At 68.4% G+C, this 18,412-nt stretch carries 22 protein-coding genes; 9 read left to right on the forward strand and 13 right to left on the reverse strand.

The annotated features are described in order from the left end of the window. The first annotated feature begins 284 nt into the window (after window positions 1–284). Window positions 285–1,262, forward strand: coding sequence for a cytochrome c oxidase assembly protein (locus tag ACFZDJ_RS26570; protein WP_390935742.1), 978 nt, complete (start codon window positions 285–287; stop codon window positions 1,260–1,262). A 50-nt stretch (window positions 1,263–1,312) separates the two neighbouring features. Further along, a complete protein-coding gene (locus ACFZDJ_RS26575) occupies window positions 1,313–1,642 on the forward strand; it encodes an antibiotic biosynthesis monooxygenase (protein ID WP_168499545.1) in 330 nt (109 codons plus the stop codon). Between the two features lie 190 nt (window positions 1,643–1,832). Here the strand turns inward: ACFZDJ_RS26575 and ACFZDJ_RS26580 are convergent, their stop codons facing one another. After that, the gene (locus ACFZDJ_RS26580) at window positions 1,833–2,201 is read right to left on the reverse strand and encodes a CGNR zinc finger domain-containing protein (protein WP_391062515.1); all 369 of its coding nucleotides are present in this window, start codon (window positions 2,199–2,201) and stop codon (window positions 1,833–1,835) included. Window positions 2,202–2,274: 73 nt separating this feature from the next. Between ACFZDJ_RS26580 and ACFZDJ_RS26585 the strand changes: the two genes are divergently transcribed. Beyond that, window positions 2,275–2,646 carry a DUF427 domain-containing protein gene (locus ACFZDJ_RS26585; RefSeq protein WP_391062197.1) on the forward strand — a complete coding sequence of 124 codons (372 nt, stop codon included), beginning with the start codon at window positions 2,275–2,277 and terminating at the stop codon, window positions 2,644–2,646. Between the two features lie 150 nt (window positions 2,647–2,796). Here the strand turns inward: ACFZDJ_RS26585 and ACFZDJ_RS26590 are convergent, their stop codons facing one another. Further along, on the reverse strand, window positions 2,797–2,973 hold the full coding sequence (locus tag ACFZDJ_RS26590; RefSeq protein ID WP_358547981.1) for a hypothetical protein: 177 nt from the start codon (window positions 2,971–2,973) through the stop codon (window positions 2,797–2,799). On the opposite strand from ACFZDJ_RS26590, the gene ACFZDJ_RS26595 reads away from it, so the two are divergent. From ACFZDJ_RS26595 to ACFZDJ_RS26605, 3 genes are all read left to right on the forward strand, one after another. After that, window positions 2,942–3,673, forward strand: coding sequence for an MOSC domain-containing protein (locus ACFZDJ_RS26595; protein ID WP_391062200.1), 732 nt, complete (start codon window positions 2,942–2,944; stop codon window positions 3,671–3,673). The two genes, ACFZDJ_RS26590 and ACFZDJ_RS26595, sit on opposite strands and share 32 nt — an antisense overlap. Before the next feature lie 162 nt (window positions 3,674–3,835). Next, entirely contained in the window at window positions 3,836–4,705 is an 870-nt protein-coding gene (locus tag ACFZDJ_RS26600) for an alpha/beta fold hydrolase (RefSeq protein WP_391062203.1), read from the forward strand. 344 nt (window positions 4,706–5,049) lie between these two features. Continuing rightward, window positions 5,050–6,231 (forward strand): amidase domain-containing protein, encoded by a 1,182-nt coding sequence (locus ACFZDJ_RS26605; RefSeq protein WP_168514833.1) that lies wholly within the window; start codon window positions 5,050–5,052, stop codon window positions 6,229–6,231. A 65-nt stretch (window positions 6,232–6,296) separates the two neighbouring features. Here the strand turns inward: ACFZDJ_RS26605 and ACFZDJ_RS26610 are convergent, their stop codons facing one another. The 4 genes from ACFZDJ_RS26610 to ACFZDJ_RS26625 all read right to left on the reverse strand — a co-directional run bounded on the left by ACFZDJ_RS26610 (window position 6,297) and on the right by ACFZDJ_RS26625 (window position 7,818). After that, window positions 6,297–6,530, reverse strand: coding sequence for a hypothetical protein (locus ACFZDJ_RS26610; RefSeq protein WP_168504001.1), 234 nt, complete (start codon window positions 6,528–6,530; stop codon window positions 6,297–6,299). 258 nt (window positions 6,531–6,788) lie between these two features. Next, the gene (locus ACFZDJ_RS26615) at window positions 6,789–7,100 is read right to left on the reverse strand and encodes a hypothetical protein (protein WP_390935732.1); all 312 of its coding nucleotides are present in this window, start codon (window positions 7,098–7,100) and stop codon (window positions 6,789–6,791) included. Next, on the reverse strand, window positions 7,097–7,282 hold the full coding sequence (locus tag ACFZDJ_RS26620) for a hypothetical protein (protein WP_060896809.1): 186 nt from the start codon (window positions 7,280–7,282) through the stop codon (window positions 7,097–7,099). Before ACFZDJ_RS26620 ends, ACFZDJ_RS26615 begins: the two co-directional genes overlap by 4 nt. Before the next feature lie 146 nt (window positions 7,283–7,428). Beyond that, the gene (locus ACFZDJ_RS26625) at window positions 7,429–7,818 is read right to left on the reverse strand and encodes a VOC family protein (RefSeq protein WP_390935729.1); all 390 of its coding nucleotides are present in this window, start codon (window positions 7,816–7,818) and stop codon (window positions 7,429–7,431) included. 236 nt (window positions 7,819–8,054) lie between these two features. Here ACFZDJ_RS26625 and ACFZDJ_RS26630 point away from each other — a divergent pair, with 236 nt between their 5' ends. After that, window positions 8,055–8,831 carry a TIM barrel protein gene (locus tag ACFZDJ_RS26630; RefSeq protein ID WP_391062204.1) on the forward strand — a complete coding sequence of 259 codons (777 nt, stop codon included), beginning with the start codon at window positions 8,055–8,057 and terminating at the stop codon, window positions 8,829–8,831. Window positions 8,832–9,455: 624 nt separating this feature from the next. Here the strand turns inward: ACFZDJ_RS26630 and ACFZDJ_RS26635 are convergent. Then, window positions 9,456–10,007 carry an NUDIX domain-containing protein gene (locus ACFZDJ_RS26635; RefSeq protein ID WP_391062518.1) on the reverse strand — a complete coding sequence of 184 codons (552 nt, stop codon included), beginning with the start codon at window positions 10,005–10,007 and terminating at the stop codon, window positions 9,456–9,458. 92 nt (window positions 10,008–10,099) lie between these two features. Next, window positions 10,100–10,657: a DUF664 domain-containing protein gene (locus ACFZDJ_RS26640; RefSeq protein ID WP_391062207.1), complete on the reverse strand. Its 558-nt coding sequence runs from the start codon at window positions 10,655–10,657 to the stop codon at window positions 10,100–10,102. Between the two features lie 282 nt (window positions 10,658–10,939). Between ACFZDJ_RS26640 and ACFZDJ_RS26645 the strand changes: the two genes are divergently transcribed. Further along, complete coding sequence (locus ACFZDJ_RS26645) at window positions 10,940–11,293, forward strand: hypothetical protein (protein WP_306459617.1); 354 nt, start codon at window positions 10,940–10,942, stop codon at window positions 11,291–11,293. Between the two features lie 38 nt (window positions 11,294–11,331). Here the strand turns inward: ACFZDJ_RS26645 and ACFZDJ_RS26650 are convergent, their stop codons facing one another. From ACFZDJ_RS26650 to ACFZDJ_RS26670, 5 genes are all read right to left on the reverse strand, one after another. After that, window positions 11,332–11,925 carry a DUF664 domain-containing protein gene (locus tag ACFZDJ_RS26650; RefSeq protein ID WP_391062209.1) on the reverse strand — a complete coding sequence of 198 codons (594 nt, stop codon included), beginning with the start codon at window positions 11,923–11,925 and terminating at the stop codon, window positions 11,332–11,334. A 104-nt stretch (window positions 11,926–12,029) separates the two neighbouring features. After that, complete coding sequence (locus ACFZDJ_RS26655) at window positions 12,030–13,688, reverse strand: alkaline phosphatase family protein (protein ID WP_391062212.1); 1,659 nt, start codon at window positions 13,686–13,688, stop codon at window positions 12,030–12,032. Window positions 13,689–13,864: 176 nt separating this feature from the next. Beyond that, on the reverse strand, window positions 13,865–14,383 hold the full coding sequence (locus ACFZDJ_RS26660; protein WP_390935716.1) for a GNAT family N-acetyltransferase: 519 nt from the start codon (window positions 14,381–14,383) through the stop codon (window positions 13,865–13,867). Window positions 14,384–14,445: 62 nt separating this feature from the next. Beyond that, the gene (kstD, locus tag ACFZDJ_RS26665) at window positions 14,446–16,278 is read right to left on the reverse strand and encodes a 3-oxosteroid 1-dehydrogenase (protein ID WP_391062215.1); all 1,833 of its coding nucleotides are present in this window, start codon (window positions 16,276–16,278) and stop codon (window positions 14,446–14,448) included. Between the two features lie 286 nt (window positions 16,279–16,564). Next, the gene (locus tag ACFZDJ_RS26670; protein WP_391062218.1) at window positions 16,565–17,002 is read right to left on the reverse strand and encodes a hypothetical protein; all 438 of its coding nucleotides are present in this window, start codon (window positions 17,000–17,002) and stop codon (window positions 16,565–16,567) included. Window positions 17,003–17,371: 369 nt separating this feature from the next. Between ACFZDJ_RS26670 and ACFZDJ_RS26675 the strand changes: the two genes are divergently transcribed. Further along, window positions 17,372–18,247 carry a PfkB family carbohydrate kinase gene (locus ACFZDJ_RS26675; RefSeq protein WP_391062521.1) on the forward strand — a complete coding sequence of 292 codons (876 nt, stop codon included), beginning with the start codon at window positions 17,372–17,374 and terminating at the stop codon, window positions 18,245–18,247. The last annotated feature ends 165 nt before the right edge of the window (window positions 18,248–18,412 follow it).

Here is an 18,412-nt window from a genome sequence, read left to right on the forward strand (position 1 = left end):
CGTCCCCCCCCCCCCCCCCCCCCCCCCCCCCCCCCCCCCCCCCCCCCCCCCCCCCCCGGGGGGGCCCCGGGGGGGGGGGGGGGGGGGGGGGGGGGGCCCCCCCCCCCCCCAAACACCCACGACCGCACAGCGCGAAGACGCGGACCGGGGACCGTCGTGCTTGGTATGAACTGAGTGTGAGCTCGGTGTGACCGGGGCGAGTCCGGTGCGTGCGCGACCGGCGGCCGGTCGCGCACGGCATAGAGTGCCACGGCAGATCTGGCTTGCCGTGGAGGTAGAACGCGATGGGGAATCCGCCACAACTCACCGTGGGACGGCTCCTCTCCTCATGGGAACTTGACGTGCCCGCGCTGCTGGTGGTCGTCGTCCTGGGCGCGCTGTACGGCTGGGGCGTGCTGCGTCTGAGGCGCCGGGGCGAGCACTGGCCCCTGCCGCGTGTCGGTGCCTTCGCGCTGCTCGGCCTGGGCACCCTCGTCGTGGCCACGATGTCCGCGCTGGCCGTGTACGACCATGTGCTGTTCTGGCCGGCCGCCGTCCAGAACGTCCTCCTCGACCTGATCGCACCGCTCGGGCTGGCCTTGGGCGATCCGCTGCGGCTGGCCCTCCGTTCCCTGCCCGAGCGGGCCGCCGGGCGTGTGCAGCGGGCGCTGACCGGACGGCTGGTACGCCTGCTCACCTTCCCGCTGGTCAGCACGGCTCTGGTGCTCGCGACGGAGCTGACGGTGTACTTCACGCCGTACTTCGAGACCGCTCTGGGCGACGACTGGCTGCACGAGGTGATGTATCTGCATCTGCTGCTCGCCGGAAGCCTGTTCGTCATGCCGATGCTCACCCGCGAGGAGGCGCTGCCAAAGTGGTGTACGCATCCGGTCCGGGCGGCGCTGGTGTTCCTCGACGGGATCATCGATGCCGTACCGGGCATCGTGGTGATGACTCACGGCACGCTCATCGCCGGGGCCTGGTACCTGCGTCACGCGCCGTCCTGGGCGCCGGACGTGCTCCATGACCAGCAGCTCGGCGGTGGCGCGATGATCAGCATCGCCGAGTTGGTGGCGCTGCCCTTCCTCCTCGCGATCCTGGTGCAGTGGGCCCGTACCGAACGCGCCGAGACCGTCGTACTGGACCGCCGCCTGGAGGCGGAGCTGGTCCCGGCAACGCCCGCGCCGGGAGCGGCACAGACATCCGAACTCGTACGTCCGTGGTGGGAGACCGAGAACAGCGAAGTCGCCCAGCGCATCCGGCACCAGCGGCCGGGACGTTGACACACGCAAGTCGGTCTTGTCCCACGAGCACCGTGCGGCAGGATGGGGCCATGAGCGTAGTCAAGATCAACGTACTGACCGTCCCGGCCGAGCAGCGGGAGACGCTGGAGAAGCGCTTCGCCTCGCGTGCCCATGCCGTGGAGAACTCCGACGGATTCGAATGGTTCGAACTCCTCCGCCCCGTCGAAGGCACCGACAGCTACCTCGTGTACACGCGGTGGCGTGACGAGGAGTCCTTCCAGGCCTGGATGGAGGGCCCCATGAAGGCGGCCCACCAGGGCGGTGACGCGGGGAGCGGTGAGCGCCCCAAGCCGGCGGCGAGCGGGTCCACGCTGTGGTCCTTCGAGGTCGTGCAGCAGGCGGCGCCGACCAGCGCATGACTGGACGCCGGGGAGACCGTCGGCGGGCCACGCGGCCCCGGTTGCGGCCCCGCTCACGATGACCTGCTTGTAGCCCCACACCAGACGCGCCCTGCGGCTGGTGTGGCGGCCACCGTGTCGGGGACGGCCGCCGCCTCGCCACTCGCTCCCGCCATGTCGGCCGAGCGCCTTCCGGCGGCCGCTCCGCGTGTCAGGTGCCGCCGACTCCGTCGGTGTGGGTTCGTTCGTAGTGACGGGCGACCCGTGCGCGGTTGCCGCAGATGTTGCTGGTGCACCACTTGCGCCGCTTGTTCTCAGCGAGGAAGAGCATCGAGCAGGCCGGGTTGGCGCAGCGACACAGGAACCCGAGCCGCTCGCTGTCGGCGAGAAGCCCGATGGCCTCCGCGGCGATGGCGGCCAACGCAGCGTTCCCGCCGTGTTCGGTGTGCCAGCGTTCCTCGCCTCTGATGCCGTCGGCCGTCACGACCAGACGAGGACTCACGGGAGCCGCTGCCGCGGCGGCGTTGATGTCGTCCACCGAGGTGCTCCGCGCGGCGCGGCCCTCGAGGTGACTGTCCAGGACGTCGCTCCTCGGGCACGCGGCGGACGCCTATCACCGCATCGACATCCGCGACACGTCCCGCACCCTGGAGGTGCGCTCGGGGGACACGGTGATCGCGCGGACCACCCGTTCGGTGGTGCTCTGCGAGTCCGGGTTCGCGCCGCGGTGGTACGTATCGCGCGAGGACGTCCAAGAGAAGGAACTGACGCCGGTGGAGGGTCGGACGTTCTGCCCGTACAAGGGCCTGGCCAGCTACTACGACATCGGCGAGGCCAAGAAGGCGGCGTGGTCGTACCGCGAGGCGTACCCCGAGGTCGGGCGCGTCGACGACCTGGTCTCCTTCGAGCCCGACAAGGTCGAGGTCTACCTCGACGGTGAGCGGCTGCACCTCGAACCGGGCCAGCAGGTGGTGCCTCATGGCGTCGACCGCAGTCTCGGGACCGACGAGGTCCTCTCCCACTGAGACTCCCGACTCCCCCTGAGACTCCCGACAGAGGGCAGCCGCGCGCGTGAGAGCGGTCCGGCCCTTTCGCGGTACGGGACCCGAGCGTCGCCTCACGGCGAAGGGCGCCCCCTCACCGTGAGGCGTGCTGTGCCGACGGGGCGGACCGGCTCATTCCTCGCGTTCGTACTCCGCCCGGGCACGTTCGGCGTCGAGATCTTCCTGTGCGGCACGGTAGATGTCACCGGCCAGCTTGCGGGCGGCCTGAGGATCGGAAGTCGAGGAGACCGTCCGGATCCGGTCAGCCCATTTATCAATGTCTTGTGGGGTTTCAGGATTCTTACTCACACTACTTTTGTACCTTTTTGTAGGCTTCTTCGCCTCCCGCGCCGGAGGAAAACGTGCGTATGGCCCACGAAGCCGGGCTCCGACCGGCCGGATCACTGAGCAGCATGCTGAAGCGACCGACGACGAGGTGTGCATCGGCGACCGCTACCGCATCGGCGAAGCCGAGTTCGAGGTCACCCAGCCACGTGTTACCTGTTACCGCGTCGGCATGCGACTGAACGAACCGCGCATGGCCTCCCTGCTCGTCGCCCACCACCGCCCCGGCTTCTACCTCCGCGTCATCGCCGAGGGCCGGGGTCCGGGCCGGAGACCGGATCACCCGGACCCGCACCGGCCGAGGGTCCCTCACCGTCGCCGATCCTTCGGGGCACTCGCACCCATCAACCCCGGCATCGCCCACAAGGGTTCCGGACCTCCGCACCAGCCGCCCGGCCCCCGGGGCGCAGGGCCCTGTGCCACCTTCGCCCGCAGCGGCCTGTCCACCCGCTGGTCGGAACGGTACGCGACGCTGCTGGAGCCGGCGGAGGCATGCGAGGTGCCCACGCGCTGGTCCTGCCGTACAGGGGTGTGCCACACCTGCACCACTCCCCTGCTCACCGGTCAGGTCGAATACACGACGCAGCCCCTGGAGGATCCCGCCTCGGGTGAAGTGCTGCCGTGTTGCAGCATCCCCACCGCCGACGTCCTGCTGGATCTGTGAGCCCGCGGCGGAAGGCTCAAGGGGCTCAAGGCTTTCTGGGCTTTCGGGGCTTTCGGCATAGCGAATCTCGAATCCCGAATCTAACTACCAAAGATGCCTTGACAGGTTAGACCTTGCATGCTGGACCGCGGCTAACCGTTCAAAGCAACCTTGGAGGTTGGCATGAGCAGCGTCGTGCATCACCGCACCGCCACCGTCAACGGCATGGACGTCTTCTACCGAGAGGCCGGAGACCCGGGGTCACCGGCGCTCGTGCTGCTGCACGGCTTCCCGACGAGCTCGCACATGTTCCGGAACCTCATCCCGGCACTCGCCGACACCTACCGCGTCATCGCGCCCGACATGATCGGATTCGGGCAGTCGGCCATGCCGACGGTCGACGAGTTCGACTACACCTTCGACGCTCTGACCGACGTGACCGCCGGCCTTCTGGAACAGCTCGGCGTCGACCGGTTCGCGGTCTACGCGCAGGACTACGGAGCGCCCATCGCCTGGCGGCTCGCCACTCGGTCTCCGCAGCGCATCACCGCGATCATCACGCAGAACGGCAACGGCTACACCGACGGATTCGTCAAGGCGTTCTGGGACGGGCTGTTCGCCTACGCCGAGAACCCGACACTCGAGAACGAAGCCCCCCTCCGTGCGGCCCTGACCCTCGAACTGACCCGCTGGCAATACCTGAACGGGGTCGCGGATCCGAGCCTCGTCAGCCCGGACAGCTGGACCATCGACCAGGCACTGCTCGACCGCCCCGGCAACGATGCCATCCAACTCACGTTGTTCCGGAACTATCCGACCAACGTCGCCCTCTACCCCCAGCTGCAGCAGTACTTCCGCGACAGCCAGGTGCCACTGCTGGCCGTACGGGGGGCCAACGACGAAATCTTCGGCCCGGACGGAGCCCGCGCCTTCCAACGCGACCTGCCCGACGCCGAGATCCATCTCCTCGAGTCGGGGCACTTCGCCCTGGAGAGCCACCTGGAGGAAATCACCGAGTACATCCGCGACTTCCTCGCCCGCGTCACCGCCTGAGACGCACAGCCCGCGTGTCCCCGGCGGCGGCAACAGCCCTTCGCCGTACGGCACGTTGCGGAGGTCGGCGTACGGGACGCACGGCTGGAAGCCACCAGAGCGAAGTGGCGGCAGGGCGACGCCCTCACGGAGCATCGATTTGACCAGCTTCGCCCCGGTGTGGGTAAGCGGCATCGGGGTGCAGACGCGCGGAGCGGCGCCGGGGCCGGGCAGGGCGACGACGGTCCTGTCGACGAGTCGCGTGTTGCGGTTGGGCCACTTCGGCAACCCCCTTCACAGGAGCCACACATGCCGTGCGAGGATGCGGCTCCCGGTATCGAGTACCGGCGTAGAGGGGAACATCATTGAGATCAAGGAAACTGAGCCGTAAGCGGCGACGGGCGACCATAGTCACGGCAGCGGCCGCCTCGGTCGTCGCCGGCGCCGCGCTGCTGCCCAACTGGAGCGCGGGCGCGTCGACTGTCGCCGACCCCGCCGTGGATCCGTCGACCAAAGCCACCTTCCAACGGCTGGCGGACGCGGTCTTCACCGACCGTACGGACGCCCTGGTGGACAGCGGCAAGACCAGTCGGAACACGACACTCTCGTCGCGGTTCTCCGGCGACGTGCGGGTGTCCTCCACGCTGTCGCGCGAGGAGAAGTCCGCGCTCTCGCAACTGCGGGGCCGCAAGTCCCGTCTGGAGTCGCTCGGCGAGAAGTACAGCTCGGCCAACACGAGCGTTTCGCTGGACCGTACGCGACTGAAGGGCCGTCACGCCACGGTCAACGTCACCGAGACGACGACGCTGACCTACGAGAAGGTCAAGGGCAACGAGCCGAAGACCACCGGCTTCCAGGCGCACCACGAGCTGACGTTCAAGGCCGACCGCAAGGGCGACTGGCAGCTGACCGGCATCCGTGACACCGACGACGGCGTCGCGGTCAACCAGGTCGCCGCCACCACGTTCGTCGCCGCGCCTAAGACGGCCGCCGACGACGCCCCGCCCGCGGCGACCCGCTCGGCCATCACGTTGCCCGCGCCGGCCAAGCCGAAGAACTTCTCGGCCTCCGGCTACGACTACAAGGCCATGGCGGCGTACGCGGCCAAGTACTGGAACAACTACAACCCGGCCTACCCGAACTTCAACGGGCAGGGTGCCGGCGGCGACTGCACCAACTTCGTCAGCCAGTCCCTGAAAGCAGGCGGCTGGAAGCATGTCCCCGGCTACACGGACGACTTCCACAAGTGGTTCGGCAACTCCGACATCCAGTCGGACTCGTTCGTCGGCGTCAACGAGTTCTCGTGGTTCGCCCTGTCCTCCAAGCGGGTCACCAGCCTCGCCAACGTCTACCAGTTGGACGTGGGTGACGTCCTGCAGATGGACTTCAACAAGGACGGGTCCAAGGACCACAGCATGATCGTCACCTACCGCAGCCCGCAGGGCGTGCCGTACGTGTCGTACCACTCCAACAACACCTACAACAGGTCGGTGGCGAGCATCATCGCGTCGTACCCGAACGCGGCGTACTACGCCTACCGCACCTGAGCGGTCCTTTCCGGGGCGGGAGCCGGTCCGAGTGTCCGGCTCCCGCTCCTTTGCTTCCCGATCACTTACGGGAACAGTGCGATCCCGACGAGGATCAGCAGGATGATGCCGGCGACGAGCGCAACGGTCGCCCATGTCCCCCGCCGCTTCAGCGGCGTCGAGGGCTCTCCTCCACGGGGCCGGTCCTCCGGCAGTGCGGCGTCGGCCGGGCGCCCGCTCCTGTAGAACTCTTCGTCGGTCGGATAGACGTTGCGCGGATCATTGAGAGCGCGCGGATCGATCTCGTGTGGACTGGTCATGAGCACTCCTTGCGCGGCGCTCGTCAGGGCCGGGGTTCCCGGCGGACGCCAGGGCCTGCGCCAGGGGGCGGTGCTCACCACTTCCCAGGCGCGCAGCCCTTCAGGAAGACGCCGCACAGGCAATCCGCCCTGCTCACCGCGCACCATCTGATCGTATACCCGAGCAGGGCCGTCCATGAGGTCCAGCGGGCCATGGCAGCTGGACCCGGCCGAGGCCGACGGCGAGCACGCCGCGCGCTACGCCCGAGACCGCGTCGGTCACAGGTCGAGGACCGCGCGGAGTGCGTTGTCGATGAGCACTTGCTGCTCGGGCCCGATGTTGCCGAGCAGGGTGGCTGTCTCGAAACGCGCCGCGGAAAGCTGGAGCAGGTTGACGGCGACGACCGAGGCATCGACCGGGGTGGTCAGGCGCACGCTCATCGCCGTGTCGGGGTGCACGGCCGGGGCGTGCAGCACCAGGGCGACCACGGCGCCGTACGCATCGGCGAGTCCGTCAAGGCTGACGACGAGGACCGTGCGGCTTCCCTTGCCGGTGTCGACGTCCCAGACATCGCCCTTCTGGATCGTCACAGGGCGTCGCCCTCGCCGCCCAGATCGAGGGGCTCGATGCGGGCGAGCCGACGGGCGGCGTCCAGCGTCATCTGCCGACGCACGGCTCGGAGGATGTAGTCGTTCAGGGAGGGGGCGCCGGCTGCGGCGTCGCGCAGCGCCTTGTCCATGGCGTCGGGAATCCGCAGAGTGATGGCAGTCATGACACCAAATGTAGTGGCATCACCGCCGTCATGCGATGACCAGTCGGGACGGCGGGCTTTCACGCCAGGGGGGTGACGGCACCGAGGCGGTGCTCGGCACTCCCGTGGCCGCCCGACGCGCAACCCAGGCACTGACCCGGTTCAGCTCACGGAACGCCGTCGACCACTTCTATGGCGTTGCCGTCGGGATCCTGGAGGACGGCGATGCGCACGCCGGGGCCCACCTCCATGGGCCCGTGCTGCACACGTCCGCCGCGGGCCACCGCACGTTCGACGATCCCGTCGAGATCATTGACGTACATGGTCAGATAGCGCACGCCGGTCAAGTGAAAGAAAGGCCCGGCCTGTTCGGCGGAGGCAGGCCGCCGCGAAGGAACCATCACCTTGATCTGCGTGCCGGGTGCCGCGAGCCGGTGCACGACTCCAGAGCCCGATCTGACCACCGGAAGCCGCTCCAGTTCGAACACGGCGGCGAAGAACTCCACCAAGGCTTCGTCGGCGCTGACCAGCCCGATTTCAACCCGCTGCAAGGTCACGGCACCCCCGGATAGCTGCCCACATCGGTCGCTCGACATCTGGCCCAACAGATATGAGAATGATACTCTACTATACGAGAATGTCATTACCGGCGCGAACGCGGTGGCGTCGCCTCGTCACTGAAGACCGCCCAGGCCTTGTCTTGGCGGTGTTGGACCACCGAAAGCGGGCGAAATGAATGGAAAGGCTGGGGATCGAGCTTCTCAGCGTCTTCGGAATGCCTCCGGTCGCATTCGTGTCCCTGGCCGCCGACCTGGGTTGCCGGTGCATCTCGACCGCCCTGACATCGAATCCGTACAACCCGTCGATTTATCCGCCGTTCTCCCTTCGGGATGATCCAGCGCTGCGGCGCGAGATGATTGCCGCAATGCGTGATCGCGACGTGTCGATCTCGCTCGGGGAAGGCATGGTGGTCCGCAAGGGAGCTGACATCCAGGACAGAGTCGGCGATCTCGAGATCATGGCGGAGCTCGGTGTCCGACGGATCAACACGGTCTCTCTCGATCCGGACCTCGACCGCAGCATCGACCAGTTCGGCATCCTCGCCCAGAACGCCGCTTCACTCGGGATGGAGACGACGGTGGAAGCCAGTCCGGGCCTGACGGTCCCGGATCTGCCCAGTGCGCTCGACGTCATTCGTCAGGTCGGGCGGCCGGACTTCCGCCTCCTCGTCGACACGATGCACATCGTGCGGTCCGGTTCCGGGCCGGACGACCTCGCGCGGCTTGATCCTGGTGTCATCGGCTATATCCAGCTGAGCGACGCCCCGTTGGTGCCCGCCATCCCCAGCTACATGGAAGAGGCGATGTTCGAGCGGATGGTGCCGGGGACGGGCGAACTGCCGTTGCTCGACGTGCTCGACGTACTGCCGCGCGACCTTGTCATCGGCCTTGAGATACCGCTCCGCGCGGAGGCGATGGCAGGCGTCGGCCCGCATGAGCGGATCGGTCGGTGCGTCAATGCCGCCCGCAGTCTCCTGGCTCAACTGGCCGACCAGCCCCGTCGGGCCTGAACGCGCTGCTGCATCGACGCGCTGAGCACCTGACCGCCCACAGCCAGCGTCTTTCGCACGGTGGTGTGAGAAGCAGGTTTTGGCTAGAACGGGCGAGCGTAGGGGTGGTTGCTCACGCGGTCCTAGATCCCGCGCAGCCACGGCAGGCGGACGGCGGGCAGTCGTGCCGGCGTCTGGAGGAACGCGCTCGCGTCAGGCCGGAACGATCCCCATGGATGCATCGGCAGCGGATCGCCGCGGAAGACACCATCGGGCATTCCGCCTGTCACTGGGACGGGCAACCGGTCGTGCCCGCCGAGGTCGCCAACAGGTGGGCCGGCACAGCCCCGAACGCCGCCGCCCACCGTGGGCTCCAGACTCCGGACGGCTCGACGGTTGGCGTGCCCTGCCGACCCTCGACCACCGTCTCCCAGTCGACCGTCCGGTGCACGGGGCCTTCGGTCGGGACGTGAACCGTCGCGAACACGCCCCGGGCCTCCGCTTCGTCCACCCCCTCGCGACAGTCGCCGTAACCGTCGTGGCGACCGTGGCACCACAACCGCACGCCGCTCGGACCTGCGGTCCCGCCACGGACTGACGGCGGATCGGCCGAGCCGCCGACGACACAGGCCGAGTTGGGAGCGGTCAAGGTGAGCGTTCGGGACGCGGTGGGAGCGCCGAGTGCCGTGGCAAGGAGCCGCGTGAACCCGCTTTCTCCGCCTGGTACCGGTCGAACGCGTCGCGGGCGTCGGGGACGAACGTCGTGTCGTGCATCGCAACGCGCAGCTCAACCGGGGTGAGCCAGGCGTGCCAGGCGACTTCCGAGGGATCCGGTACAACCGGTTCGTTGAGGACCGCCTCGTGCAGGCCGAGCCAGTACGGACTGATGACACCCCGGCACAGGTACTTGAAGAGGAACCGCGTCGGGGCGTGGACCCCTAGTTCTTCGGCGAGTTCGCGAGAGGCGGCTGCCGGGTAGGTCTCGCCCACGCCCACGGCACCACCGACCAGCCAGTTGTACTGGCCGGGGAAGCGGGAAACGTGATCGGGACGTCGATGGACGAGGATCCGACCGTCCGGGTCGCGGCAGACGGTGGTGGCGACCCGGTGCAGCCACCTTCGGCGGATGGCCTCGCCTCGATCCACCACCCCCAGTGTGTGGTCCTGCTCGTCCACTCGCTCCACCATCTCTCCCACGGCGGACACGCTGTCACAGAACCGCTGGGCTGACGACACACCCAGCTCAACGGCCGACTTGGTGTGGTGGCACAAGCTCCGAGATCAACTCCTCAGACGCCGATCGCCCCATCGATACGTTCACGGAGGAGATCAGCGTGTCCGTTGTGACGGGCGTATTCCTCGATCATGTGGATGAGCACCCAGCGCAGCGACACCGTCCCACGCCACGCGTCCTTGCCCGCGATGTCGAGGTGGGGCGCGTCCTTGGTGAAGGCGTCGGCGAACGCGACCTCGGCGCGCCATGCCTGCCACGCTTCGGTCACAAGGTCGGGATCGGAAGCCGCGCCGTCGAAGTCACCGTCGGGTTCCACCGGCGACGAGAAGCGTGGCGGCGCGTCCTGACCGGCGAGGACCTGACGGAACCATCGGCGCTCCACGTCGGCGAGATGACGCACGAGTCCGAGCAGCGAGAGTGTGGAGGGCTCGACGGAGCGTCGGGCCAACTCCCCTTCCAGGCCCGCGCACTTCAACTCCAGCGTCGTCCGCTGGGCCCCGAGAAATCCGATGAGCATGGCTCGCTCTTCGCCGGTCGAGGGAGCATCGAGCCGGGGATCGTCGTCGTCTGCGACGAACATGGCGGCCCGCCTCCGTGGATTGGTCGTACTCATGCTGTCTCTCCTACGGGGTTCGTCGCTGGGAGGGAGCACGCGTTACTCCGTGCGAGTGGTGCATCCTCCGACAGCGTCGTAGCGTCGATACAGGAGCCGACCGCCGCAAGAAAGGGCGGACCAGGCACCGGGCCTGCTGGTCGAAAGAAATTGCGACTGGGAGCGAACATGCCAAGACGCACAGTGAGGACAGCGGTGACGTTCTGTGCCGCTGTGTCGCTCGCAGCAATCACGGGAACAGCTTCCTCCGCCCCAGCTCCGTCACCGTCGTCCACGCCCACCGTGCAGCGCCAGGCGGGACAGCCCGTGATGGTCGACTGCTTCTGGCACCCGCAGGTGCGCCCCACCGATTTCATTCTCGCGTGCGGTGACGGCAACAGCCGCCTCACCTCGCTGCGCTGGTCCCAGTGGCACCCGGACTCCGCGGTGGCCGAGGGCTTCAACGTGGTGAACGACTGCAAGCCGTACTGCGCCGCGGGCAAATTCCACTCGTACCGGGTGATCGTGCGGCTCAACGCCCCACAGCCTTGGAAGAAGCGCCCTGATCTGTCGCACTACACCCAGCTGAGCCTCGTCTACACCAATGGGAAGCCGGACGGATTCGGGCAATGGGTCGACCTTCCCCTGTGGAACTGACTTCCGAGATCGAGGCGTTCCGGCTCGGCGGGGCGGCGTCAGTGGCGGCCGGCTTCCCGCGCCACGCGCTCCAGTCGGCTTCGATGGCTGTCCCACCACGACCGGTCGCCCGACGGCATGGCGTCGTTCCCTTCCCCCATCCCGGCAGCCCCGTCGATGGACTCCCGGAGAATGTCGGCGTGGCCCGCGTGCCGGTGAGTGTCGGCGATCACGCGCACCAGGACCTGGTGCAGCGTCACCTCTCTTCGGTCCTCGGGCCACCACGCCACACGACCGATCGCGTCAAGCGCGAAGGTCTCGATCGTGGTGTCCGAGTGCTTCCAGGCCTGGCGGTAGAGTCCGACGATCTGTTCGCGCGACTCGTCCGCGTCGGCCCACATGTCCGCGTTGGGCTCGGCGTCGGCCGTGAACCAGAGCGGCGGCTCTTCGAAGAACGGGCGCTCGAAGGTGTCGCCGAAGTATCCCAGCTCCACTCCGGTGACGTGCTTGACCAGCCCCAACAGATTCGTTCCGGTCGGCGTCAGCGGACGTCGGACGTCGTACTCCGACAGCCCGTCGAGCTTCCACAGCAGGGCGTCGCGGGCGGCTTGCAGAGAGCGGAGAAGATCCGCCTTCGCATTCGATTCGATCATGTCCAACAGTCTCGCAGCCACCACTGACAGTCCCCTGGGCCCTGAGCCCGGTGACGGGACCGTCGCCGTGGCGGCGGTCCCGTCGGTGGAGCGTCGGGGTGGCGTCAGCGCACCGGCAGGGTCGCGGTGTGCTCGACGCGTACGGCGTCCAGAGCCCGGGGGTTGAGGCCGAGCAGTCGCAGGATCGTCGGGGCGATCTGCGTGGTCTCCACCGGGCCGCTGACGCGCACGCCGTGCGGGGTGGCGGCGCCCGAGACGACGAGCGGGACGTCGAGGTCGTCGGCGTGGGCGCCGCCGTGCTCGGCGATCTTGCTCTTGCCGCCGGTGTAGACGACGCCGTACCGGGCGATGCCGAACAGGTCCGGCACGCGCGAGTCGCCCGCCTTGACGTGGAAGTACCGGGCGGCCGCCGCACCGGCGTACAGGGTCTTCAGGCCGCTCGCGGTGAAGGGCTTGGCCTTGCCGGCGATGTCGTTGCCGGTGCCGGACTGGGCGAGCAGGTACGCCTTGGCGAAGGCGGTGGCGGCCTGCGAGCGGTCGTTGAGCCAGAGGAGCATGGCGTCGTCGTCCACGGAGTGGGCGACCAGGTCACCGGCGCCCGGGTGGGCCTTCTTCCATGCGGCGTTGAGGCCGTCGAGCAGGGGGCCGTCGTCGATACGGGTCAGGGCCTTGGGGTCGGTCGGTGACTGGCCGTGCTTGGAGGAGAGGATGACGGTCGTGTTGCCGTCCAGGTGCTGCTTGCGCAGTTCGGTGAGGAACGCTCCGACCTCCTGGTCCACGAAGGCCAGGTTCTTGGCCAGCAGCGGACCGGGGACACCCTTCGCCGCGTAGCCGCCCGTCAGGCCCTCGGAGGCAGGCAGCTTCTGGGCGGTCGAGACGGACTGGAAGTTCATGCCGAAGACCGCCGGGGTGCCGGTCTTGTGGGTGCGGCCGTGGTCGTAACCGTCGATCTCGTTGAGGACGGCCTTCACCTTGTATCCGTCGTACTGCTCCGTCGCCGCGTTGTCCTTCGTCCAGTCCGTGCCGGCCGGGTAGCCGATCGCCTGGCTGTTGATCTCGGGGGCGAACAGGTCCTGGACGCCGTTGCCGGAGGGGCCGTTGAGGATCTCGTACGCGACGTGCTTGTCGGACCACGCGGTCCGCAGTCCGGCCTTTCTGACCACGTTGAAGACCGTGTTCACCTTCAGATACGAGTGCGGATACACCGGCTTGCAGGTCTTGGGGTCGACCGGCAGCTTCGACGGGTCGATGAGGCCACGGGCGGCACCGGTCATCTTGAGGATGCTGCCGGGCAGGCCGGCGAGCCCCTGACCGGCGTCGATGGAGTCCTTGTCGCGGTCGAGGTCCTCGGTGAAGTCGACCTCGGCGCCGGGCTTGGCGCCCGCGCAGTGGGTCGTTCCGGCCGGGAGGAGGGCGGAGCTGTAGCCGTCGTCGTAGTAGATGCCCGTGGTGCCCGGGTTCCCACCGGTGAGCTGGCCGACCAGGCCGGGGAACGAGTCGGAGGGGTCGGTGGTCCTCGCGTGGGTGTACTCGACCCCGCCGGTGGCGAGCCGCGCGAGCGCTGACTCCGGGTGACGCGCGACGTACCAGGCCAGGTCGGACTGGTGCAGGCCGTCGATCGACAACAGCAGGACGTGGCGCGCGACGTGCGCGGGCGAGTGCGCGGCGATGGGTGTGGCCGCGGTGGCGGTGGCGGTGAGGCCGCCGACGGCTGCGAGCGCGGCGGCAGCCGCGGTGACGGGACGGGTGGGGCGTCGGAACACGGGTCGTTCTCCTCTGGCTGTGCGGAGCATGTGAAACCTGCGAACCATGCACCGACATAGGAGACGCGCAACATGTACGGAAGCGGACTCGCGTGTCCCGTAATGCCCAAGAAACGCAACTGCGCAGGCAAAGCCTGCCTGGCACCCGAGTTCTCATGAGTTCCGGCGAGCTCCGCTCAGGCGGCGGTATCGGCTCCCAGGGCGCGCTCCATACACACCAACTGCTCCCGCTCGTCCCATGACTCGGTCACGGCGAAACCGAGCCTTTCGTAGAGGGCGATGGCGCCCGATCGCCACTTCCACACCGACAGCTGCACCGTGCTGACACCGCATTCCCTGGCGTGCGCCAGAGCGGCTCCGACCAGTTCGGACGCGATGCCCCGGCCCCGCGAGGCCGGGTCCGTCCAGAGCCTCTTGACCTCCGACCGCCCGCCGACAGGGGCGGTCACCACCAGGCAGCCCACCGCGGTGTCCCCGCTCAGCGCCACCAGCACGACATCGTCGACGAACGCGGCCCCCGGGCCCAGGATTTCCGCGCGATAGCGGTCCGGCAGCCCGCTGACATCGGTAACGGCCTCGCCCTTCTCGGCCTGGGTCTGCAGATGGTAGGCCGCCAACAATGCGGCCAAGCCCTCGTCGACGGAACCGCCCTGACGTGGCCGGCGGACGACGACAATCTCGCGTTGATCAGTCATGACGCCAGCATCACACGCCCACGGTCGGCCGCTCCACGGTCCGTTGGAGCCCTGCGCATCCTTCAGGCGCCCGCGCCGGCCGCGATGTCCAACGCCGCGATGTAGCCGAAGGTCATCGCCGGGCCGATCGTCGAACCCGCGCCCGCGTAGCTGTGGCCCATGACGGCCGCGCTGGCGTTTCCGGCGGCGTACAGGCCCGGAATGACGGATCCGTCCGGACGCAGGACGCGCGCCCGGGCGTCTGTGCGCAGACCGCCCTTCGTGCCCAGGTCACCCGGGACGATCTTGAAGGCGTAGAAGGGGGCCAGCCACAGGGGCGCCAGGCACGAGTTGGGGAGGATCGCGGGATCGGTGTAGTAGTGGTCGTAGGCGCTGTCGCCGCGGTGGAAGTCGGGGTCGTTGCCGTTCAGGGCGAGGGTGTTGAAGCGGTTGACGGTGGTGCGGAGGGCGGCGGCGGGCATGCCGATCTGCGCTGCCAGGGCGTCGAGGGTCCACGCCTTGTGTGCGGCGCCGGACGTGTACCACGCGTCGGGGAACGTGAAGGTCGGCAGCACGTCCTTGAAGAGGTAGCGGTTGCGGTAGTTCTGGTCGACGATCAGCCACGCCGGGATGTCGGGGGCGCTGCTGTCACGGTCGTACATGATGTGTACGACGTCGCTGTAGGGAGCCGCTTCGTTGACGAAGCGCGCGCCGGCGGCGTTGACGAGGAGCCCGCCGGGCAGGGTGCGTTCGGCGAGGCAGAAGTACGGCTGGTCGGGCAGCGGGATCGCCGGGCCCCACCACGCGTCGTCCATCAGGTCGAGCGCCGCGCCGGCCCGCTGCCCCGCCTGGATACCGTCGCCGGTGTTCTCCTTGGCGCCGACCGTCCACTCGGTGCCGATGGGCTGTCGCTGGTACTGGTCGCGCATGGCCGCGTTGTGCTCGAAGCCGCCGGATCCGACGATCACCCCGTGCCGGGCTCTGATCAGGCCGGGGGTGCCGTTCCTGGTGACCAAGGCTCCCGTGGCGGTTCCGTTCTCCAGGTACAGGTCGGAGAGCGGGGTGTTCAGCCACACCGGAACCTGGGCCGCGAGCAGTCCGGCACGCAGACCGGCCGCCAGCGACTGGCCCATGGTGAGGGGCTTCTGGCCGAGGAGGGCCGCCTGGGTCCCGCGGGCCAGGCAGGTGGTGGCGACGGCGGCACCCTTCGCGCTGACCGCGGCGAGCGTGAGCCACTTGTAGTCGGAGCTGAAGACGACCATGCCGGTCGGTACGGTCATGTACGACGGGTTCAGATGGGCGAGTTCGGCACCGAGGATGTTGCCGTCGAGCTGGTCGGGTTCGATGGACCGGCCGCCGGGCAGTCCGCCGGGGAGTTCGGGGTAGTAGTCGCTGTACCCCTCCATCCAGCGGAATCGGAGCGGGCTGTTGGCCATGACGAAAGAGATCATGGCGGGGCCGCTGCCGAGGAAGGCCTGCTGGCGTGCGGCGGAGACATCGGGGCCGACCACCGCCGCGAGGTAGGTGGCGGCCTTCGCCGGGGTGTCCGGCACCCCCGCGGCGAGGATCACCGGGTTGTTCGGGATCCAGACGCCCGCGCCGGAACGCGCCGCCGATCCCCCGAACGTGGGTGCTTTCTCGACGACGACGCAGCTCATCCCCTGTTTCGTAGCCGTCAGCGCGGCGGTCATCCCCGCCGCTCCGGAACCGATCACCACCACGTCGTACGTGCCGAGGAGAGGCAGGTCGGCCGCGGACGCGGACGCGGCACCTGGCAGACCGGTCGCGAGCGCGAGCCCGGTTCCCGTCGCCGCGCCGAGCACCCGGCGACGCGATGGGCCGGGTCCGGAGGTGGAAGCGGTGGAATACGCAGAGGAGGCTTCGGTATGTCTCGCAGGGTCCGCGTTCGTGGACATGGCAGGGCGCTCCAGCCGGGCGAAGGAATGGGCGAGCGTGCTGTGCCCCGGGAAGCAACGGGTCTTCGGCGTCCCGGTTCTGATGCGGAGTCAGGAATGTCGCGCGGTGGTCTTGTGAAGTCAAGGGCTACGCCGGGCGGTCGGCAGCCGTTCCGTCGGTCGGGCCAACCCCCTGTCCGCCGTCCGGCCATGCGTGTGGGGGCGGCACCTTGATGCCGCCCCCACACAAGCAGGTTTTCCACGGATGGCACAACGGATGGCACAGCGGTCCGATTACGGGCTCTCGTCAGAAATCGACTAGCTTCCCGCCTTCGATCCGGCACTGCCATTCCTGCTCGTACACCTCGCCCGTGTAGAACCCGCTTCCGCCCACCTCATCGACATCCGTCAACGTGGTCCCGTTGATGGTGAGAATCAGCTTGGCCCGCCATGCCCAGCCGCCCGAGTTAATCACCTGCAGGCGGAAGTTGTATGAACCGTCAGGCATTTCCCGCTGGAAGCGCCGAACCTCACCCAGCCTGGTCTGAACAATCAGCCGACCGTTCAGAAAAAGGTACGCGTCATCGTCGCAAGGTCCGATGTCGACCAGTAGATCCGCTGCCGCAGTCACCTTGTTCACCCCCCTTTTTTTCTGGAAGTAGGACGCCAGTCTGTCCGAAGCGAATAAGGACGGGAATACGAAAATAGGCGTATCACGGAAGGTGTAATCGATGCGCGCGCTCAATGGGGCTTCTGAAGCTCCTCCGGAGTTTCCTGCTGCTCGGCGTTCCGCAGACTTCGGAAAACCAGCCCAAATGACGGATGAGATTATTCCAACTTTAAGTAACTGCGGGTGCGTTGGACGCCCACGGCGGCCGACGGTCCGCGCGGGGCCGACCGACAGTTGGGCGTACGCGCCCCAGGAGAGCAGCAGCACTGCCCAGTCCGCCCGGCCTCGACGACTGTCCACCGCGTTGTGGGATCGCCCGTCATACTGGGAACGGCGGGGAAGGAGAGGGCAGATGGATCTGTGATCCCACAGCACGCGGAAAACAATCAGAACGGCGACCACGACCAGCACGGCGCGTACGACGAGTACGGGAAATACGACGTCCTGGTGATCGGCGGCAGCGGCGTGGACACCATCGTCCGCGTCGACTCCCTGCCGGTCCCACTCGCCGACTCCGTGCACGTCGGCCCGATCGAGGAGTGGCCCGGCCACACCGGAGGGAACGTCGCCCTGGGCGCCCGGGCGCTGGGCCTCAAGGTCGGGTTGCTCGACTGCATCGGCGACGACTGGATCGGCGCACAGGTACGCGAGCGGATGGCCAAGGGCGGTGTCGAGTTCCTCCCGCTGATCTCCCCCGCGGGAACGCGGCGCGCGGTCAACCTGGTGGACGCGTCCGGCCGTCGGATGTCCTTCTACGACAGCCGCGACCCGGCGGATCTGCGGATGCCCCAGGACTTCTACCTCCCGCGGCTGCGGCGCGCCCGCCACGTCCACCTCTCCATCATGAACTTCGGGCGCTTCCTCTACGACGACATCGAGGACCTCGGCGTCCCCGTCTCCACCGATCTGCACGACTGGGACGGTCTCGCGGACCATCATCGGGAGTTCGCCCTCCGCTCCGATCTCGTCTTCTTCAGCGCGGCGGCCGTGGGCGACAAAACCCCCGCGCTGATGCGGGAGATCCTCCGCGCCGGGCGGGCCCGCACGGTGGTCGCCACGGCGGGCGCGGAAGGCTCCTACGTCCTCACCCAAGTCGGCGGCCCCGATCCGCGCCGCATTCCGGCGGCCGTCCCGCCCGCTCCGGTGGTGGACTCCAACGGCGCGGGTGACGCGTACGTCTGCGGATTCCTGTACGGCTGGCTCGCCGGCCGGGACGTCAGGGAGTGCGTCCGGCTCGGGGCGATCGCGGGTGCCCACGCCTGTACGGCACCGGGCTCGACCGCCCTCATCTCCCGGGAGGCGCTCCTGAGCCGCGCATGACCGGAAGCCGTCCCTACTCGATGTCAGTGGCGGTTGCCATGATGGGTGGTGCAACGGGGAGTGCTTGATCAGGGGGGCTGAGGTGCGGGGGAACCAATCTTTATGTGAAGCACGGCGTCCGGTGAAGCGCGGTGTCCGGTGACACGGCGGCGGTCGCCCGTCAAG

This window comes from Streptomyces sp. NPDC007896, from assembly GCF_042959425.1.
In the GTDB taxonomy this organism is placed as follows: Bacteria; Actinomycetota; Actinomycetes; order Streptomycetales; family Streptomycetaceae; genus Streptomyces.

Excerpts from the sequence above, each read along its gene's own strand:
- ACFZDJ_RS26570 (WP_390935742.1), top strand. The coding sequence starts at position 285 with ATGGGGAATCCGCCACAACTCACCGTGGGACGGCTCCTCTCCTCATGG.
- ACFZDJ_RS26575 (WP_168499545.1), top strand. The coding sequence starts at position 1,313 with ATGAGCGTAGTCAAGATCAACGTACTGACCGTCCCGGCCGAGCAGCGG.
- ACFZDJ_RS26595 (WP_391062200.1), top strand. The coding sequence starts at position 2,942 with ATGTCTTGTGGGGTTTCAGGATTCTTACTCACACTACTTTTGTACCTT.
- ACFZDJ_RS26600 (WP_391062203.1), top strand. The coding sequence starts at position 3,836 with ATGAGCAGCGTCGTGCATCACCGCACCGCCACCGTCAACGGCATGGAC.
- ACFZDJ_RS26610 (WP_168504001.1), bottom strand. The coding sequence starts at position 6,530 with ATGACCAGTCCACACGAGATCGATCCGCGCGCTCTCAATGATCCGCGC.
- ACFZDJ_RS26620 (WP_060896809.1), bottom strand. The coding sequence starts at position 7,282 with ATGACTGCCATCACTCTGCGGATTCCCGACGCCATGGACAAGGCGCTG.
- ACFZDJ_RS26640 (WP_391062207.1), bottom strand. The coding sequence starts at position 10,657 with ATGAGTACGACCAATCCACGGAGGCGGGCCGCCATGTTCGTCGCAGAC.
- ACFZDJ_RS26650 (WP_391062209.1), bottom strand. The coding sequence starts at position 11,925 with ATGATCGAATCGAATGCGAAGGCGGATCTTCTCCGCTCTCTGCAAGCC.
- ACFZDJ_RS26660 (WP_390935716.1), bottom strand. The coding sequence starts at position 14,383 with ATGACTGATCAACGCGAGATTGTCGTCGTCCGCCGGCCACGTCAGGGC.
- kstD (WP_391062215.1), bottom strand. The coding sequence starts at position 16,278 with ATGTCCACGAACGCGGACCCTGCGAGACATACCGAAGCCTCCTCTGCG.